Genomic DNA, 18658 nt, shown 5'->3' on the forward strand with positions numbered 1-18658 from the left:
CATCCTCGGCAGCACCAACACATCGACAGATGTCGAATCAAGCAGGGAGTCGCCACCGTGAACCCACCCGCCCGCTCCGAACTGCCCGTCGTCGTGATCGGGGCCGGACCCGTCGGCCTCGCCGCCGCGGCCCACCTGGTCGACCGGGGCATCGAACCCCTGGTTCTGGAGGCGGGGGCCACCGCCGGCGCGGCGGTCCTCGGCTGGGCGCACGTGCGGCTGTTCTCCACCTGGAGCGAGCTCGTCGACCAGGCCGCCGAAAAGCTGCTGGCGCCCACCGGCTGGACCCACCCCGACCCGGCCGCCTATCCCTCCGGCGGGGACTGGGCCGCGCGGTACCTGCGGCCGCTCGCCCAGGCCCTGGGCGAGCGCGTACGCCTCGACTCCCGGGTCACCGGCGTCTCGCGCAGCGGCCGCGACCGGATCGTGGACGCCGACCGGGACCAGCAGCCGTTCGTCGTGCGGATCGCCAGCACCGACGGCCGCGAGGAGCAGGTCCTCGCCCGCGCCGTCATCGACGCCTCCGGCACCTGGACCACCCCGGGCCCGGCGGGCGCCTCCGGCCTGCCCGCCCTCGGCGAGAAGGCCGCCGCCGACCGGATCACCTACCGCGTCCCCGACCTCGATGACCCCGCCGTCCGCGCCCGTCACGCGGGGCGCCGTACCGCCGTCATCGGCTCCGGAGCCTCCGCCTTCACCGCACTCGCCCAGCTCGCCGGCCTCGCCAGGTCCGCCGACGGCGAGGGCACGCACGGAGTTTGGGTGGTGCGCCGGGGCATCTCCGCGACCACCTTCGGCGGCGGGAGCGCCGACCAACTGCCCGCCCGTGGCGCTCTCGGGCTCGCGGCGAAAGCCGCGGTCGACGAGGGTCACGCGGACGCGGTCACCGGCTTTCGCACCCAGGCGATCGAGCGCGCCGCCGACGGCCGCCTCGTGCTGGTCGGCGAGGACGGGAACCGCCTGGACCCGGTCGACGAAGTCATCGTGCTGACCGGCTTCCGTCCCGACCTCGGGTTCCTCGACGAGCTCCGCCTCCGCCTGGACGAGCGGCTCCAGGCCCCGACCGGGCTGGCTCCGCTGATCGACCCCAACCAGCACTCCTGCGGCACCGTCTACCCCCACGGCCACCGCGAGCTCTCCCACCCGGAGACCGGGGCCTACCTCGTCGGCATGAAGTCCTACGGCCGCGCCCCGACCTTCCTCGCCCTGACCGGCTACGAGCAGGCCCGCTCCGTCGCGGCCGCCCTCGCCGGCGACATCGAGGCCGCCGACCGCGTCGAACTCGCCCTCCCCGAAACCGGAGTCTGCGGCGGAGCCGGACTCTTCGACGACCCGGCAGCCGCTCCGGCGACCGGCGGTGAAGCCCCGGCGGACGGCTGCTGCGGCTCGTGACCGCCGACCGCGAGCGCGGGCTCCCGCGCCCCGGGGACGGAACCCCTCACACCGTCAGCAGGGGGCCTAGTCTGGGCCCATGAACGGACCGGTGGAGTTGGTGATCTTCGACTGCGACGGAGTGCTGGTGGACACCGAGCGCATCGCGCTGCGTGTTCAGCGGCGTATCGGGGTCGAGTTGGGGTGGCCGCTGACCGAGCGCGCGATCATCGAGATGTTCATGGGGCGCTCACTGACGGCGATCGGCGACGCGGTCGAGGCCCGGCTCGGCCGGAGCGCCGCGCACCGCTGGATCGAGTTGTTCGAGCGGTATCACCGCGACGCCGTCGACGCGGGACTGACTCCTGTCGACGGTCTGCCCGAGGCCCTGGACGCGTTGGCCGCGGCAGCCCTGGCGACCTGCGTCGCGTCCAGCGGCACGCACGAGAAGATGCGCCACACCCTGGGGCGTACCGGCCTCTACGAACGGTTCGCCGGCCGCATCCACAGCGCGACCGAGGTCGGCCGGGGCAAGCCGGCCCCCGATCTCTTCCTCTACGCCGCCGAGCGGATGGGCGTCGACCCTGCCGCGTGCGTGGTGGTCGAGGACAGCCGCCCCGGTGTTCTGGCGGCTCGATCCGCCGGAATGCGCTGCCTCGGGTACGGGGGAGGCGTCACCCCCGCCGAGTGGCTGACCGGGCCTGGGACCACGGTCTTCCACGACATGCGTGAACTGCCGGCTCTGCTGACCGGGCCGGGGGCGGCCCGGCCGAGCGAGGACAGGCTGCGAAGCCCTCTCTAGGCACCGGCGTCGAAGGCCCGCGCGGCGCTCGCCGGCGGGGCCACGCGGCCGGCGGCACCCCGCTCAGCTCCTGTCAGTTCCTGCGAAAGTCGGCCCGGTCCAGGAATACGAGTCGGGCCCGCTTCTCGGGAAGCTCGATCTCCGGTCCCTTCACAAAACCGGTCCGCAGGAAGCGGGCTATCGCCCGGTCGTTTCGGGAGTCCGGTTCCGCGACAATCCTCGTGCGGCTCCGGTCCTCGAGCAGATGGCCGAGGAAGAAGCCGAGCAGTGTGCCGGTGAAGCCCGGCGCGGCCGGGCCGACGGGCGGGCCGATCAGTACGTGGACGCCGAAGTCACCGGGCTGGACCTCGTAGCACTCGCCGACCGGGTCGTGCTCGGGCTCGTAGGTCTGGAACAACGCGACCGGCCGGTCGTCCAGATGGACCAGATAGGCATGATGGGTCGCCAGGGAGTCCACATATCCGTAGATGTCGCGGACCCGCTCCTGATCGGCGCCGAGCATGCCCCAGTAGCGAGCGTGCTCCTGGGTGACCCAGGAGTGGAGGACCTCGGCGTCCGCCGCCGGATCGACGACGCGCATGCGGACCGTGCCGAAGCCGTCGATCACTTCCTCATGGACCGTCACATCGCGCTTCGGGGACGCTGTTTCACCCTGCTGAACGTGCGTCATTCGCCTGCAATTCTCTCGGCCGACAGCCCGGCCCGGGGGCCGCGGTGATCTCACGGAAGACGGGCACAGGGGAACAGAAGTACCCACTTCGCATGCATGTAGGGTACCTACGGCGCCTTCCGGAGCGAATGCCACCGGGGAGAGGCGGAGAAAGAGAAAGGGACGCCACGGTGACCATCAGGGAGAGCCGGGTCGACGGAACGACGCACACAGTTGACGACCCGTCAACGTTGCTTCAGGAAATGTTGTTCACATCGATGTCGGCGAACCCCGACGAGAACCGCGCCTTCAACGTGGAGAACGTCCACACCGTCCGGGGCCCCTTGGACGTGGCGGCCCTGGCACGGGCCGTGGACCTCGTCGTCGAGCGTCACGCGTCCCTGCGCAGTGTCTTCGTCCCCGGCCCGGAGGAAGTCCGTCTCCGGGCGCTGCCCGCCCCCACCGGCGCGCTGATCCGGTACGACCGGACCGGCCCCGGTGCTCCGACGCCGGCCGAGGTGGACGCCGCCGTCCGCGCAGACGCCGAGCACCTCTTCGACCTCGCCCACGAGCGGCCCAGCCGGTTCACCCTGCACCGCACCGGTGAGGACGAGCACGTCCTGGTCATCATCGTGCACCACCTCGTCCTGGACGGTTGGTCCATGGGCGTTCTGCTCCATGACCTCGCGACGGCGTACGCAGCCGTCCGCGCGGGCCGGACGCCCTTCCCCGGCCCGCCGCCCGGCCAGCAGTCCGACTTCGCCCGGCAGCAGAGATCTCTGACAACATCCGCCGAAGCGGTGCCGCTCCTCGACTTCTGGGCGCGGCAGTTGGCCGACCTCCAGGACGGCTCCACCGTCCCCTACGACCGGCCCGCGCGTCCCTACCAGACCTTCGCCGGTGACCGGCTCGACTTCGAACTGCCTCCCGCCCTCGCCGGCAGCGTCCGTGACGTGGCGCGCGCCGAACGGGTCACCATCACCGCTGTCGCCCTGCTCGCCTATCAGTTGCTGCTCCGCGAGTACGCCGGCCAGGAGGACATCGTCGTCGGGGTCCCGACAGCGAACCGGTCCCGCCCGGGGACGCAGGACTGTGTGGGGTTCCTGACGAACACCCACTGCGTCCGGATGAGGCTGCCCGAACGCGCGGCACTGCGCGACCTGCTGCACCTGAGCGCACGGACCCTCACCGAGGCCCTGCGACACCAAGAGGTGCCGCTCATCACCGTGTACGAGGACCTGATCGCGCGGTTCGGCTCCGACAACCTGCCGCCCTACCTGTTCCGCACGCTGTTCATCTGCCACACCCACCGGGTGGGGCCGCTGACGCTCGAGGGCGCCGTCTGCGAGCGCAGGTCCTTCTCCCAACACGCGAGCAAGGCGGACATCACGCTCAACGTCTGGCCCGGCGAGTCCGGCATCCGCTGCCAGATCGAGTACAACACCGACCTGTACGACGAGGCGACGATCCACGGGGTGGCCGATCGGTACCGGGCCCTCATGTCGCGGATCGTCAACGACCTCGTCTGGTAACCGCTGTTCTCCGCCCAGGCCCGTCCTCGACGGTCCACAGCAGCTCCTTGCGGGTTCGGTGTCGCGTCTCGTCCCGTCCTCGCGACGCGGAGACACGCCGCGCCACCCCCGACAGCGCCCCGCCCGCGGCGTCCGTCCACCGACCGAGGAATGACGATGCCCACGATCAGTGACACCGCGTCCCCCGCCAGCCGGCCCGACCCCGCCGAACAGGCCATCACCGATCTGCTGACAGCTCTCGGCGTGGACCTGGACAGCGAGTCCCTCGCCGACACCCCGCGCCGGGTCGCCGCCGCCTACCGCGAGCTCCTGGAACCGCACGAGTTCACGGCGACGACCTTTCCCAACGACGACGGCTGCGACGAACTCGTCCTCGTCCGCGCCATTCCCTTCCATTCGCTGTGCGAACACCATCTGTTGCCGTTCTTCGGCGTGGCCCACGTCGGCTACGTCCCCGGCAAGCGCGTGCTCGGCCTGTCCAAACTGGCGCGCGTGGTCCAGGCGTCGGCACGCGGTCTCCAGATCCAGGAGCGCATGACCACCCGCATAGCCACCTGGCTGACCGACGAGCTGGAGCCGCTGGGCGCGGGCGCCGTGATCGAGGCCCAGCACACCTGTATGTCGATCCGGGGCATCAAGGCGATCGGCTCCTGGACCACGACGTCCGCGCTGCGGGGCGTACTGCGCGAGGACCCGCACCGCCGCGAGGAGTTCCTGCGCCGGACCGAGAGCGCGGGCGGCAACGGAATGGGCTGGCGATGAGCTCGCGGCGGCCCGCCCCGGCGGCGGAGCGCGTGGACCTGTTCGCCCTGTGCCTGGGCGCGGCGCCGGTCCCGGACGCTCCGGCCGCGGACGCACCCGCGCTCCGGGACGCCGGGGGCCTCACCCTCTCCCACGGGCAGCTCGCCGCCGCGATCACGGCACGGGCGCAGGAGTTGCGAGCCGCCGGGGCCGGACCGGGCCGGCTGGTACGGGTGGACGCGGAGCGCACGGCCGCAGCGGTCGTGGACGTCCTCGCCGTGCTCGCCGTCGGAGCCGCCTTCGTCGCCCTCCCGCCCGGCGCGGGGACCGGCCCGGGGGTCGCCGAGGCCCTCGCCGGCCGGCGCGTCCTTCCCGCCGACGCCGCGTACGTGATGTCGACGTCCGGCAGCACCGGTGCTCCCAAGGAGACCGTCGTGACCCGCGAGGGCCTGCGGCACGTCTTCGGCGGCCTGCGCGCCGCGCCGCAACTCGGTTTCCCCACCGGCCTGGTCTGGGCGCAGTTCCATCCGCTCTCGTTCGGCTACTCGATGTGCGAGATACTCGGCGCCCTCGCCTTCGGCGGCGAGATCGCCCTGGTGGCGCGGGAGACACCGCTCACCTGCGGCGGACTGCGCGCGTTCAGCGAGACGGTACGGGCCGAGGGCCGCCGTACGATGCTCTGCCTCACCCCGTCCGAGCTGTCCCTGCTCACCGCGCGGCTGCTCGAAGAGGACGCCGGGGCACCGGAGTTCGTCCTCCTGAGCGGCGAGCCCGCGCACCGGGGACAGCTCACCGAGTTCCTGGCCCTGCCGGGCGGTGGCGAGAGCGTCGTCGTGAACACCTACGCGGCCACGGAGACGGCCGGGCAGGTCACCGCCGACCGGGTCACCGCCGCCTCCGTGGCCGATGTCATGGCCGGATACGTGGGCCACCCCCTCCCGGGTACGACGGTCACCCTGTTGGCGGCCGACGGGACGCCCGTCCCGCCGCACGACCGGGTGACCACCGGCGAGGTCCACGTCCAGGGCCCCGGCGTCGCCGCCGGCTATCTCGACCCGGTGGAGACGGCGGGCCGCTTCGTGCCCGTCGGGCCGGTGGGCGCGCACGCCTTCCGCACCGGTGACCTGGGCCGCTGGGCCGGGGACGGCGGCCTGCGGATCGTGGGACGAGGTGGCAGACGCCTCAAGGTCGCGGGCCGTTGGGTGTCGCTGGACGCGGTCGAACAGGCGCTGCTGACCGGGGGGCGGGTCCGCGAAGTGTCCGCCGCCGCGGCGGAGATCCGCCTGGCGGGCCTGGCCCCGCAGGAGTGTCTCCAGGTGGTGGCCGTGCCCCGGGACCGCTCCGGGGCGACGGCCGAGCGCATCCGGGGTCAGGTCGCCGCCGCTCTCGGCATGCCCCTCACCGTCCGCCTGGTGCTCGTCGACGCGCTGCCCCGTACGGCCCACGGCAAGGTCGACGCCGGGGCGCCGGCCACTCCCCCGAACGGTGCGAGCACCCCCAGCGGTCCGGCGAACCCGGTGCGAGCCGTGTGGGAGGAGATCCTCGGCGCCGGAATCCCCCACACCGCCAACCTCTTCGAAGCGGGCGTGGACTCCCTCGGAGTCGTCACGGCCGCCGCTCGGCTGACCCAGGCGCTGGGCCGCCCCGTCACGGCGGCCTTCCTGCTCGACCACCCGCGGCTGGACCTCCAGATCGCCGCCCTCACCCCGGACGCCGACCCGCGGCGGCCCGCCCGGACAGCCCGGGGTGCCGCGGCCCGGCGGGCCGGGCTCGCCGAGCGGGGCACCCGCCGCCGGGCCGTACGGGACACCGTCTCCCCCCTTGAGCAGTCATCCACCGATCCCACCCTCGGATCCCAGGAAGAGGAGTCAACGAGTTGAACGGCAAAGGCATAGCCGTCCTCGGTTACGCGTGTCGCGTGCCGGGCGGGCGCGACGTGGCGGACCTGTGGAGCATCGTGGCCGACGGCCGTGACTGCGTCACCCGCGCGTCGACCAACGTCGGCGCCACCACCGGTGGCCGCGTCCACGCCTACGGCGTCCTGGACGACATCGCTCTGTTCGACGCCGACTTCTTCGGCTATTCCCCCCGGGAGGCAGCCGAGATCGACCCGCAGCAGCGCCTTCTGCTGGAATGCGCGGTGGAAGCCCTGGAGGCGGGCGGTGTTCGCGTCGACGGGCTGGGGCACGACATCGGTGTCTACGCCGCCACCGGGCTGAGCGGCTATCTGCTGGCCACCCACGGGCGGGCGGCGGCCGACGACAGTCTCCCCACCCTCATGGGCGGTGACGGCCACTACGCCGCGACGCGCATCGCGTACAAGCTCGGGCTGACCGGACCGGCCATGTCCGTCGGCTCCGCCTGCTCCTCCTCGCTGCTCGCCATCCACACCGCCGCGCAGGCCATCGCAGCGGGCGAGTGCGACCTGGCCCTGGCCGGCGGCATGGACGTCGAGTTCCCCCAGCCCATCAGCTACCTCTATCAGGAGGGCGGCATCATGGCGCGGGACGGCGTCTGCCGTCCCTTCGACGCCGCCGCGAGCGGCACCGTGTTCGGCTCCGGCGGGGGTCTGGTGCTGCTGGCCGACCCCGACGTCGCCGAGGAGCGGGGCTGGCCGGTCCGCGCGCTCCTGATGGGCTCCGCCGTCAACAACGACGGCTCCGAGAAGGCCTCGTTCACCGCCCCGCGCGCTTCCCGCCAGGCGGAGGCCATGGCCCAGGCCATGGAGATCGCCGAGGTCGCACCGTCCCGGGTCGGGTACGTGGAGTGCCACGGCACCGGTACGCAGCTGGGCGACCGCAGCGAACTCTCCGCGCTGACGGACGCGTTCGGCGACAGCCCGCTGCCGCCGCTCGGTTCCGCCAAGGCCAACTTCGGTCATCTGCGGGTCGGCGCCGGCGTCATCGGGTTCATCAAGGCCTGTGAGGTCGTCGCGCGCGGAGTGATCCCTCCGGTCGCCAACCTCGACCGGCCCATGGACACCCTCCGCCCCGGCGACGCCTCGCTGCCCCGTGCGGCGCAGGCGCTGGATCTGCCCGTCGCCGAACGGTTCGCGGGGGTCAGCTCCTTCGGCTTCGGCGGCACCAATGTGCACGCGGTCGTCCGCGGCCACCAGGACAAGCGGCCGGCCACCCCCTCCGCCGCGGCGGGACCCCACGTACTGCGGGTCTCCGCCGCCGACCCCGACTCCTGCCTGGCCACCGCGGGGTCGCTGGCGACCGCGTTGCGCTCCGCGCGGGCCCCCGCCGCGGCCGACCTCGCGCACACACTGCGCGAGGGCCGTGACGACCGCGCCTACCGCCTCGCCACCGTCGGGGAGGACCCCGCCGAGCTGGCCGCCGGGCTGGAGGGCACCGGTGAACACACCGTCGAGGGGTGGTGCCGGCCGGGTGCCGAGACGCTGCTGATGCTGCCCGGTCAGGGCAGCGACCTGCTGCCGACCGCTCGCGCGCTGTACGGCTGGGAGACCGGGTTCACCGCAGCTCTCGAGCGTCTGTGGGACACGGCACGATCGATCGAACCGGCGCTGCCCCCGCTGAAGTCAGCGCTCGGCGCGGCCGAGACCGGCGACCTGCCGACCGACCACGCCCTGCACACCGCGGTGCTGCTGGCCCTGACGGAACAGCTCGCCGCTCGCGGTGTGCGCGCCGACCGGATCGTCGGGTATTCGCTGGGCGAGTACGCCGCCGCTGCCGCCGCGGGCGTCATCAGCGACGAGGATGCTCTGCGCCTGGTCGTCGCCCGCGCCCGCCTGCTGCGGGACGCGGCCCCCGGCGCCATGATCGCCGTACGGCTGCCCGCCGACGGTGTCGTCGCCGTCCTGCCCGGGAGCCTGTGCTCCCCCGCCGTCACCCTGAGTGCGGACCGTACCGTCGTGTCCCTCGCCGCCGACGCCCTTCCGCAGGCCGTGGCCCTGCTCGCCGAAGCCGGTGTGCCGCACCGGGTGCTCGGCCCGGCGCTGCCCTATCACTCCCCCCTGCTGGCCGAGGTCGCCGCGGCGTTCGCGCCGGTCGCCGATGCCGTCCCCGTCGGAACGGGATCGGCCCGCCTCGTCACCACCGCCGTCGGCCGCCCCGGCCTGGCCGCCGGATACTGGTCCGCCCACCTCGCCGGGCCGCTGGACCTGACACCGGCCGCCGGGGCCGTCGCCGAGGCGGCCGCCGGCCGGGGCTGCGTCATCGTCGATCTCAGCCCGGACGGGTTCCTCACCCGCGCCGTGGAGGATCCGGCCGCCGGCGCCGCGGTGCGCCCCCTGCGCGCCGACAAGGACCCGCGCGTCGCGTGGTTCCACGGTCTCGCCGCCCTCTGGGTCGCGGGAATCCCCGCCGACACCGCACCGGCGGGCGACCCCGGCCCCGTACGGACGATCGAGCTGCCCACCCGCGTGTTCAGCCGCGAACAGCATTTGAAGGAGCCCGCTCCGGCCGCCGGGAACGACGACTCCTCCCGGGCCAGGGGCACCGTCCGCCGCGAGAAGTCCCTGGATCGCTGGGCCTATTACCCCAGCTGGCGGTTCCGCCGCCGCGGGCCGGGTACGCACGACGCCGCCGGCGAAAGGTGGCTGGTCCTGGCGGAGAACGACGGCGAGAGCGCACGGGTCGTCGACACCCTGCGAGCCCGGGGCGTCGACTGTGTCCAGCTGGTTCCGGAGGGGTCCGGTCCCGACCGGAGCGGCGACGGCGTCGTCGTCGTGCGCCCGGGGGACGAAGCGTCCGTGAAGGCGGCGATCCGGGGCCTCGGCCTGGACCGGCGGCCGGTGGACCGGGTCGTGCACCTGTGGTGCACCGGGCAGCTCGCCGACGGCGGGACGCTGGACGCCAGGCTGGCCGTCCTCGACACCGAGTACGACCGCGGTTTCTACACCCTGCTGTACGCCGTTCAGGAGATCGGCCTGCTCCAGGGCTCGCGCCACGTGCGGATGGACATCGCCGCCCGCGGCATGCATCCCGTCAGCACGGACGCCGCCGACGTCGTACCGGACCGGGCCCTGCTCGCCGGTCCCGGGCTGGTCGTCCCGCAGGACTTCCCGGCGATGTCGGCCCGGACCCTGGACATCACCGGCCTCCCGGCGGACGCCTGGTCGAAGGAGCTCGTGGCGGAGCTCCTCGGCACGTCCACCGACACGACCGTCGCGCTCGCCCCCGGTGCGCGCTGGGTGCGCAGCTACGAACGGGACGAGCTGCCTCCCGTCCCCGAGGGCGAGCTCCCCCTCCGTCTGCGCGAGCGGGGCGTCTACCTCATCACCGGTGGTCTCGGTGGCATCGGCATGACGCTCGCGGAGTACCTGGTGCGTACCTGCCGGGCCCGCCTGATCCTCACGGGCATGGACGCCGTCCCGGATTCCGCCCTGTGGGAGAACGGCAACAGCGAGCCGCTCGACGATGCCGACGACGCCCTGGCCGAGCGTGTGGCCCGCATCCGCAAGCTGGTCGCGCTGGGCGGCGAGATCGTGGCCGCCCGCTGCGACGCGGCCGACCGCGACCAGACCGCCGAGCTCTTCGAGACCATCGAGAAGCGGTTCGGCCGGCTCGACGGTGTCGTCCACGCGGCCGGCGTCTTCGAGACCCAGCGGGCCTTCCGCGGCCTCGACGACACCGGGCGCGAGGACTGCGTCCGTCGCCTGCGCCCGAAGGTCGAGGGCACTCTCGTGCTCGCCGAGTTCCTGCGGGGCCGGAAGCTGGACTTCGTCCTCATGCAGTCCTCCCTCTCCTCGCACCTCGGTGGCCTCGGCTTCTACGCGTACACCGCGGGCAACGCCTTCATGGACGCCTTCGCCGAGCGTCACCGCGACGCCGACATCCCCTGGATGACGGTCAACTGGGACGGGTGGATCTTCCGTGAGCGCGACGACGACACCCTCCACCAGTCGGTGGTGTCGCCCTCCTTCGCCTCCCCGGACTTCGGTGTCGTCGCCGAGATCGCCATCCGTCCCAGTGAGGGCCAGGACTTCTACAGCCGGTTGATGAACATGGCCGAGCCGCACCAGGTCCTCATCTCCACCGCCGACTTCGAGCGCCGTATCGACCAGTGGGTACGCACGGCCGCCGAGCGGCAGGCGCCGGCCGTCACCGGCGATGAGCACAGCGCCTCCGCCGATACCGACACCGATGTCGAGACCGGCATCGCAGAGATATGGACAGACGTGCTGGGCGTCGGCGATCTCACCGACAGCAGTGACTTCTTCGCCCTCGGCGGCGACTCCCTGCTCGGCGTCACCGTCGCGCACCGGCTCAGCCTGCGGTTCGACGTCGTCCTGTCGGTGATCACCATGTTCGACAACCCCACCATCGCCCGGACCGCGGCGGAGATCCGCCGGCTGCGCGGCCGGGCAGCCGCTGGAGGAGCCAAGTGACCACCCACACCCACGACCAGGCCCCGGCCGCCTGCGCCCACGGGGCCGACGAGACCGCCGCCACCCGTGCGCCCGCGCCCGGCGGGCATCCGGCCGCCGCGTTCACCGTCACCAAGCTCTTCGACGACCTTCCCTGCTGCCACCGTTCGTGGGCGCATGACGGCAAGTGCCGTTTCCTGCACGGCTACGAGCGGTCCTTCGAGGTCGAGTTCGCCTGTGTCGAGCTCGACCCGGTCACCGGGTTCGTCGTCGACTTCAGTGCCCTGAAGAATGTCAGGGCCCTGCTGAACCGGCAGTTCGACCACACCACCCTGGTCGCCGGGAACGATCCGGAACGGCCTCTCTTCGAGGAGCTCGCCGCCCGCGGGGTCATCGACCTGCGGATCATGGAACACACCGGAATGGAGGGGGCCGCCGCCTGGGTCATGGACGAGGCCGGACGCCTGGTCCACGAGGCCACCGACGGGCGGGTGTGGATCCGCCGCGTCGAGGCCCGCGAGTGCCGCAAGAACTCCGTCACCCTCAGCGCCGTCCCGGGAGACTCTCCGCGGTGAGCGACGTCGCCCCGCGCACGGGCGCGGCCCCCGCGGCCGCGTCCGTGCGTCCCGTGCTCCCCGGTGCCCGCGGCGCCGGGGAGCGCCTCATCCTGGTGCCCGGACTGGGACAGAACCTGGCCCACTGGGGGCCGTTCGCCCGCTGGCTCGCCGCACGGAACCTGACCCTGCTCGCCGCCGACCCCGCTGCCCTCGCCGCCGGCAGCGTCGCCCCCCGGGGCTCGTACGCGCGTGTGCGGGAGATGGCCGGCTCCCTGGCGGCGGCCTGCCGTGAGCACGGCGCGACGGGCATCCTGGGGCACTCCGCGGGGGCCCCGGCGGCTCTTCTCGCCGCCTCCTCGGCCAGTTTCGCCACCGTCACCCTGATGGAGCCGGTGCCGACGCACTTCGGGCTCCGCGCCGAGCCCGCGGCCCCGGGCCCGCGTTCCCCCGGCTCCGGCAGCCCGGAGGCCTCCCGGCTCGTCGCGCTGCCGGACGAGGAACCGGGTGACTCCCTGCGGCGGCTGCACCCGCTCGCCGCCGAGAGCACCCTGCGCGCCATCACCGCGGCCCTCGCGGCTCAGCCGCCCTCCCCCGTGCCCCCGCCGCTCCCCGCGTCGGAGCGGCCCCTTCTCGCGGACCGGGCGGAGCGGACCGCAGCCGCTCTCGCCGCCTGTCCGGGTGGGGTGCTCATCCTGCGCGGGGCGCACTCCGCCCTTCTCTCCCAGGCGGATGCCGAGACGCTCACCACCCGCGCGGCCCACGGGACCCTGCGGGTGGTGGCCCGCGCCGGGCACTCCCCGCACATCGACGCACCCCGGGCGACCGTCGCCGCCCTGCTGGAGGACGGGTCGTGACGACCGTGACCACCAAGGCCTCGGCGCTCGGGAGCCGTGACTTCCGGCTGCTCCTCGCCGGCCAGAGTCTGTCCATGGTCACCTACGGGGCCTACCTGGCCGTTCTGTCGTGGTACGCCTACCGGCTCACCGGCTCGCCCGGCGCCGCCGGGATCGTCCTGGGAGCCGCCGCCGTCTCGGAGGTGGCCACGCTGCTCCTCGGCGGTGCGCTGGCCGACCGCTGGGACCGTCGCGCCATGATGATCCTGGCCGACACCGGGCGTCTGGTGGCCGTGGGGGCGCTGGCGGTCCTCACCGCCACCGGCCGCACCGACCTGGTCGTCCTGACCGTGTGCGCCTCGCTCGTCAGTCTCTTCGACGGCCTCTTCTATCCCGCTTTCGGCGGGATGGTCCCGGCCACGGTGCCCGCCGAGCTGATCGGCTCCGCCAACGCCGCTCTCGGTTTCGTGCGGTCCGTCAGCGCCATCGCCGGACCTGCACTGGGCGGCGTCGTGTACGCGACGGCGGGCATGGCGACCGTGCTCGGCCTGGCCGCCGCGGCCTTCTTCGTCGCCCTCTGCACCGCCATCGCGCTCCGCCCGCCGCCGCGTCCGGTCCTGGCGGTCCCCTCCCGCCCGCTGCGGGACATCGCCGAGGGCGCCCGGTACGTCGTGTCCGTACCGCTGCTCGTGTCCATACCCGTCGCCGCGGTGGCGCTGCTGCTCTCCGAGGGCCCGACCCAGACGCTGCTGCCGCGCCTGGTCGAGGAGAACTTCACGGGCGGAGCCGGCACCCTCTCCCTGCTCACCACCGCCTACGGTGTGGGGGCCGCGGCCGGAGCGCTGCTCTACGCGCGCCTCATGCCCGAACGCCGACGAGCGGTGATCGTGTACGCGTCGTGGACCACGGCCCATGTCCTGTGCGCCGCCATGGTCCTGACGACCTGGCTGCCCGGCGCGGTCGCCCTCGCGGCCACGCGCGGGTTGTGCGGCGGGTTCGGGTTCGCCGTCTGGGAGACGCTGCTGATGCGGGTCGTGGCACCGGGCATACTCTCGCGCGTCTATTCGGTCAACCTCTTCGGCACCAAAGCGCTCATGCCGATCGGATTCGCCATCGGCGGCTGGCTCGGCGCCCACGCACCCACCGCCGCGGTGATCGCCTGCGGCCAGCTCGCGGGAGCGACACTGATGGCCTCGCTGCTCTTCGTCCGCCGCATCCGCGCGGTCCACTGAACACCCACCCTCACGGAAGGCACCACGCATGAAGATCGTCATCCTCGGCACGGGCGCGGTCTGCCAGGTCCTCGCCCCGGCCTTCCTCGGCCTGGGGCACCAGGTGGTCGTCGGCACACGCGACCCCGGGGCGACCCGGGAGGGCAACCCGGGCTTCCGCCTCCTCGCCGCCCGCCATCCCGCACTGGAACTGGTCGGCTTCCCGGACGCCGTCGCCCTGGCCGACCGGACGGGCCTGGTCCTCAACGCGATCTCCGGACCGGCGTGCGTCGACACGCTCGCCCCGCTCGCCGACGGGCTGGCCGGACACGTGGTCGTGGACGTGTCCAGCCCGTACGACTGGTCCAGCGAGGACGCCGTCCTGGACCCGGTCAACACGGACAGCCTCGGCGAGGCGATCCAGCGCGCGCTGCCGGGCGCGCTGGTGGTCAAGACCCTCAACACGCTGGCCGCGCAGGTGATGGCCGACCCGGACGCGGCGGGGCCGGACCACACGGTGTTCGTCAGCGGGGACGACCGCGCGGCCAAGGCCCGGGTGGATGACCTTTTGCGTTCGCTGGGCTGGCGGGACGTCGTCGACCTCGGGGGCATCCGCACGGCCCGCGCCACCGAGATGTTGCTGCGGATGTGGATCGACGCCTCTCAGGCGCTCGGCACCCATGCCTTCGGGTTCAAGCTCGTCCGCTGACGCCCTCGGCCCACCGGTCGCCCCGCGATCAGGGCTCCTCGGTGAGCGCGTCCCACTCCGTGGCGACCGGCACCAGTTCGCCCCGCAGCCACAGCGGGAGCTGGTCGTGGCGGTGGGGGGACGCGGGGTGGCCGGCGGCCCCGAGCGGGGTGATCCACGCGCTGTCCGCCCGGCAGGACAGGTCCCAGACGTAGCGGGCGGCCGAAGCGCGGGCGCTCAGATCGGTCGAACCCGGCAGGCTCGATGAGGACATCACACAGTCGTGGTCGCCGTGGACCGGCGGCCGATCGGCGCCCTCCTCCGGCAGGGCCTCCCACACCACCAGGCGGTGGGTCTCCCCCCAGGTCGCCGGCGCGCCTGCGGCCGCCACCTCCTCCAACGCGTCCCGGGCGTGCACGGCCACGTCCACGTCGGGGAGGGCGCCGGGGGCCGTCAGGTGTTCCAGCGCGTGGCCGATTCGGGTGAGAGGGCTGAGCCAGGGCACGAAGACACCGGGGTCGTCGGGGCGCACCCCGAGGCCGGACAGGGCAGCGTCGTTCGTCAGGCGTCGGGCGAGGGCGCCGCGCCAGGCGGCGAACACGGCGGCTCCCCGCGAACCGGCGTCCATGTGCCGGTCCCAGAGGCGGAGTTCCTCGCGCAGCGCCGCTGCCGGGGAGGACAGGTCCGTCCGAGGGGTGATCAGGCGGTCCAGGAGCAGGGAGGCGGTCGGTAGCAGGGTGTCGGTGTGGACGACGGGCAGGTCCGCCGCGGACCACCGGGGGCGGGAGTCGAGCAGGGCGGCGATCCTGCGGGCGCGGTGCGGTGCGGCGAACTCGACGCCCAGAGGAGAGGCCAGCGACCGCTCGTTGGCCATGACCGCCCGGCCGTGCACGTCGGCCCGGGGCAGCGGTTCCCAGCCGCCCGACCAGGCGACGGCGGGGTCCCAGGCGTCCACGACGCCCCGCCGGTTGGCGTCGTCGCGCACCGGGACGGCCCCCGCGACCCGGTGCAGCAGACCGCCCGCGGTGTCGGCGGCCATCACCACGTTGACCGGCTCCACCCAAGCGTCCACGGCCCGGTCGACGTCTTCGACGGTCCGGGCCCGCAGGAGCGCCGGCAGGGCGTCGAAGCCGAGGGTTCCCAGGACGCGGGCGGGCCAGCGCAGACTGACCGCGCTCCAGCGGCCCGTCGCCCCCGGGTCCAGGTCGTCGGGAAGCACGTCGTCGCACGGCGGGCCGCCGATCACGACCGGGCCGCGCGCGGTCTCCACCGTCTCCACCGTCACGGGCTCCTGGCCCACGACCTCGACGGTCTCGGCCCGCACGTCCGTGGGCTCCCAGCCGCCGGGCCCCCAGGACTCCACTCCGGGACGGTCCTTCGCGGGGACACGTCTCAGTCGCTCGCGGTAGAGGTCCTGGTAGTCGGCCATGGCGTTGGTGATGGCCCAGGCGACGCCCCCGGTGTGACCGAAGTGCGCGATGCCCGGCACCCCGGGGACGGCGAATCCCACCACGTCGAACTCCGGGCACGCCAAGCGCACTTGCTGGTAGACGCCGGGCGCCTCGATGAAGCGGTGCGGGTCGCCGGCCAGCAACGGCTTTCCCGAGACGGTGCGTTCGCCGCTGAGCAGCCATCCGTTGCTGCCGGCGGTGACCGGTCCGTCGGTGGCGAAGTGCGCGAGGGCGTCCGGGCCCAGGGCCGATGCGACGCGGTCACGCCAGAGCTTGGCGGGGAATCCGGCGAACAGCAGATGGTGGGAGAGCCAGATCGCCAGCGGCGCCCATGGCTCCCACTGCCCCGGAGAGATCCCCGCCTCGGCGAACTCCGGTGCCGCGTCGGCGGCTTGGGCCAGAGCGGAGTTGACGCCTTCGGTGTAGGCGCACATCCATGCGGACGTCTCCGGGGAGAGGTCGGTGAAGCACCGGCGGGCGGTGTCCTCCAGCCGGACGCGCCGGGCGAGGAGGTCCCAGGCCAGGTGATCCGGTCCGAGGAAGGCCGCGGATGAACCGAGGGCGCGTCGCCGTTCGACCTCGATCTGCCAGGCCCGGTCCCGCGCCGTCATCACCCCCTGCAGTCGGCCCAGTTCGAGGAGGTCCGGCGCCCACAGGTGGGGTATGCCGTGGGCGTCTCTGTGGATACGGGCGCTCAAGCCGGGCTCCTCGGGTACGACTAAGGTATGCCTTTCGGTTGATATTAACGGGCGACCAGAAAGCTGACATGATGATGAAGGGCAAGACCGTGCAGCAGTCGGCCGCCGCCTCCGCGGCAGCGGACCACGCCCGGACTCACCTGTTCAACGGACGTACGACCGAAGCCTATGCAACGTCCCTCGCCGGTGGCATCAGCGCCGTGGCCGACCGCATCTCCGCCGCCGAGCGGCCGTTTTCCGGTATCACGCCGGAACAACTTGCCCCGGAACTCGACGCGGTGGACCTCGACCGTCACCTCGGCGACTCCGCGGCCGCGATGGCCGAGCTGGAACGCATTTACCTCCGTGACGCGGTGTACTTTCATCACCCCCGCTACCTCGCCCACCTCAATTGCCCCGTGGTGATTCCCGCCCTGCTGGGCGAGGCCGTGCTCAGTGCCGTCAACTCCTCCCTGGACACCTGGGACCAGAGCGTCGGCGCGACGCTCATCGAGCGCCGCCTGGTCGACTGGACGGCCGGTCGCATCGGCTTCGACGTGGGGGCCGACGGAGTCTTCACCAGCGGGGGAACCCACTCCAATCTCCAAGCGCTGCTCCTGGCCCGGGAGGAGGCGTTGAGCCGGGCCGGCGCGTCCACCTCTCGGGCCCGTCAGGACCACATGGCGCGGATGCGTGTGATCACTTCCACCGCTGCGCACTTCAGTGTCGCCAAGGCCGCCAAGACGCTCGGCCTGCCCGTGGAGGCCGTGATCGCGGTTCCCACCGGACCGGACCGCCGACTGTGCGTCTCCGCGCTCCGCGACGAAGTCGCGCGGACGACGTCCGCGGGGCTGACGGTGATGGCCGTGGTCGCCACGGCGGGAACCACCGACTTCGGCACCATCGACCCGCTGGAGTCCGCGGCCGACGTGTGCGAGCAGCACGGCATCTGGCTCCACGTGGACGCGGCGTACGGATGCGGCCTGCTGGTCTCCCCCACCCGCCGGCACCTTCTGAACGGGGTGGAGCGGGCCGACTCGGTGACCGTCGACTACCACAAGTCCTTCTTCCAGCCGGTCAGTTGCAGCGCGCTCGTCGTCCGGGACGGGGCCACCCTGTCGCACGGCACCTACCACGCCGACTACCTCAATCCGGCCCATATGGCCGAGCGGCGTCTGCCCAACCAGGTGGACAAGTCCCTCCAGACCACCCGCCGGTTCGACGCCCTCAAGCTGTGGCTGACCCTGCGGGTCATGGGCGCCGAGGCCATGGGGATCCTCTTCGACCAGGTCGTGGACCTCGCGGACGGGGCGTACTCCCTCCTCCGTGACGACCCGCGCTTCGAGGTGACGATCCGCTCGCCCTTGTCGACGCTGGTCTTCCGCTATCGGCCTGAGGACGTGGACCCCGAAACTCCGCTCACCGACGACGCCAACCTGTACGCACGCGAGGCACTCGCCGCATCAGGTGCGGGCATGGTGGCCGCGACCAGGGTCGACGGCCGGCACCACCTCAAACTCACCCTGCTCAACCCGGAAACCACGCTGGACGACATCGCCGAGGTACTGGACCTCCTGGCGGGCCACGCGGCCGACCACCTCGCCCACACGGCCGGCAGGCCGAGCTAGGGCCTCTCGCCGGACGGGCCGGTGAGGACACGCCCCGGAGCCGGACCCGACGAACGACCGCGACGCCCTCGATGACCGCCGACGACGTCGCCCCGCCGCATCCGACGGGGACGCGCGCCCCGCGCCAGCGCCCCTGCCCCCGGCAGCCCGTAGGAGACGTCACCAGGAGTGCCGGGCCCGCCCGGAT

Annotated in this window: 13 protein-coding genes; 11 read left to right on the forward strand and 2 right to left on the reverse strand. The window is 73.2% G+C overall.

Annotation, left to right across the window (positions count from 1 at the left end):
- Positions 1-57: 57 nt before the first annotated feature.
- Together ACH4UK_RS36025 and ACH4UK_RS36030 are read left to right on the forward strand one after the other, a co-directional pair.
- Positions 58-1392 (forward strand): NAD(P)-binding domain-containing protein, encoded by a 1335-nt coding sequence (locus ACH4UK_RS36025; RefSeq protein ID WP_398363332.1) that lies wholly within the window; start codon positions 58-60, stop codon positions 1390-1392.
- Positions 1393-1471: 79 nt separating this feature from the next.
- Positions 1472-2173, forward strand: coding sequence for an HAD family hydrolase (locus tag ACH4UK_RS36030; protein ID WP_398363334.1), 702 nt, complete (start codon positions 1472-1474; stop codon positions 2171-2173).
- 73 nt (positions 2174-2246) lie between these two features.
- Here ACH4UK_RS36030 and ACH4UK_RS36035 read toward each other — a convergent pair whose 3' ends face one another.
- Entirely contained in the window at positions 2247-2843 is a 597-nt protein-coding gene (locus ACH4UK_RS36035) for a GNAT family N-acetyltransferase (protein WP_398363335.1), read from the reverse strand.
- Positions 2844-3085: 242 nt separating this feature from the next.
- Here ACH4UK_RS36035 and ACH4UK_RS36040 point away from each other — a divergent pair, with 242 nt between their 5' ends.
- The 8 genes from ACH4UK_RS36040 (at position 3086) to ACH4UK_RS36075 (ending at position 14736) form a co-directional block, all read left to right on the forward strand.
- Positions 3086-4354, forward strand: coding sequence for a condensation domain-containing protein (locus tag ACH4UK_RS36040; protein WP_398363337.1), 1269 nt, complete (start codon positions 3086-3088; stop codon positions 4352-4354).
- Positions 4355-4510: 156 nt separating this feature from the next.
- Positions 4511-5116 carry a GTP cyclohydrolase I FolE gene (gene folE / locus ACH4UK_RS36045; protein ID WP_398363338.1) on the forward strand — a complete coding sequence of 202 codons (606 nt, stop codon included), beginning with the start codon at positions 4511-4513 and terminating at the stop codon, positions 5114-5116.
- Positions 5113-6975, forward strand: coding sequence for a non-ribosomal peptide synthetase (locus tag ACH4UK_RS36050; RefSeq protein ID WP_398363340.1), 1863 nt, complete (start codon positions 5113-5115; stop codon positions 6973-6975). The genes folE and ACH4UK_RS36050 overlap by 4 nt, the downstream gene beginning before the upstream one ends.
- The gene (locus tag ACH4UK_RS36055) at positions 6972-11447 is read left to right on the forward strand and encodes an SDR family NAD(P)-dependent oxidoreductase (RefSeq protein ID WP_398363342.1); all 4476 of its coding nucleotides are present in this window, start codon (positions 6972-6974) and stop codon (positions 11445-11447) included. Before ACH4UK_RS36050 ends, ACH4UK_RS36055 begins: the two co-directional genes overlap by 4 nt.
- Positions 11444-12001 (forward strand): 6-pyruvoyl trahydropterin synthase family protein, encoded by a 558-nt coding sequence (locus ACH4UK_RS36060; protein ID WP_398363344.1) that lies wholly within the window; start codon positions 11444-11446, stop codon positions 11999-12001. Before ACH4UK_RS36055 ends, ACH4UK_RS36060 begins: the two co-directional genes overlap by 4 nt.
- Positions 11998-12837 carry an alpha/beta fold hydrolase gene (locus ACH4UK_RS36065; protein ID WP_398363346.1) on the forward strand — a complete coding sequence of 280 codons (840 nt, stop codon included), beginning with the start codon at positions 11998-12000 and terminating at the stop codon, positions 12835-12837. The genes ACH4UK_RS36060 and ACH4UK_RS36065 overlap by 4 nt, the downstream gene beginning before the upstream one ends.
- A complete protein-coding gene (locus ACH4UK_RS36070) occupies positions 12834-14048 on the forward strand; it encodes an MFS transporter (protein WP_398363348.1) in 1215 nt (404 codons plus the stop codon). The genes ACH4UK_RS36065 and ACH4UK_RS36070 overlap by 4 nt, the downstream gene beginning before the upstream one ends.
- 28 nt (positions 14049-14076) lie before the next feature.
- Positions 14077-14736: an NADPH-dependent F420 reductase gene (locus ACH4UK_RS36075; protein WP_398363349.1), complete on the forward strand. Its 660-nt coding sequence runs from the start codon at positions 14077-14079 to the stop codon at positions 14734-14736.
- Positions 14737-14764: 28 nt separating this feature from the next.
- On the opposite strand, the gene ACH4UK_RS36080 is transcribed toward ACH4UK_RS36075, so the two are convergent.
- A complete protein-coding gene (locus ACH4UK_RS36080) occupies positions 14765-16864 on the reverse strand; it encodes a penicillin acylase family protein (protein WP_398363351.1) in 2100 nt (699 codons plus the stop codon).
- Positions 16865-16935: 71 nt separating this feature from the next.
- Between ACH4UK_RS36080 and ACH4UK_RS36085 the strand changes: the two genes are divergently transcribed.
- Positions 16936-18471 (forward strand): pyridoxal phosphate-dependent decarboxylase family protein, encoded by a 1536-nt coding sequence (locus ACH4UK_RS36085; RefSeq protein ID WP_398363383.1) that lies wholly within the window; start codon positions 16936-16938, stop codon positions 18469-18471.
- The last annotated feature ends 187 nt before the right edge of the window (positions 18472-18658 follow it).

It is taken from the genome of Streptomyces sp. NPDC020884 (assembly GCF_044333935.1).
GTDB lineage: Bacteria > Actinomycetota > Actinomycetes > Streptomycetales > Streptomycetaceae > Streptomyces.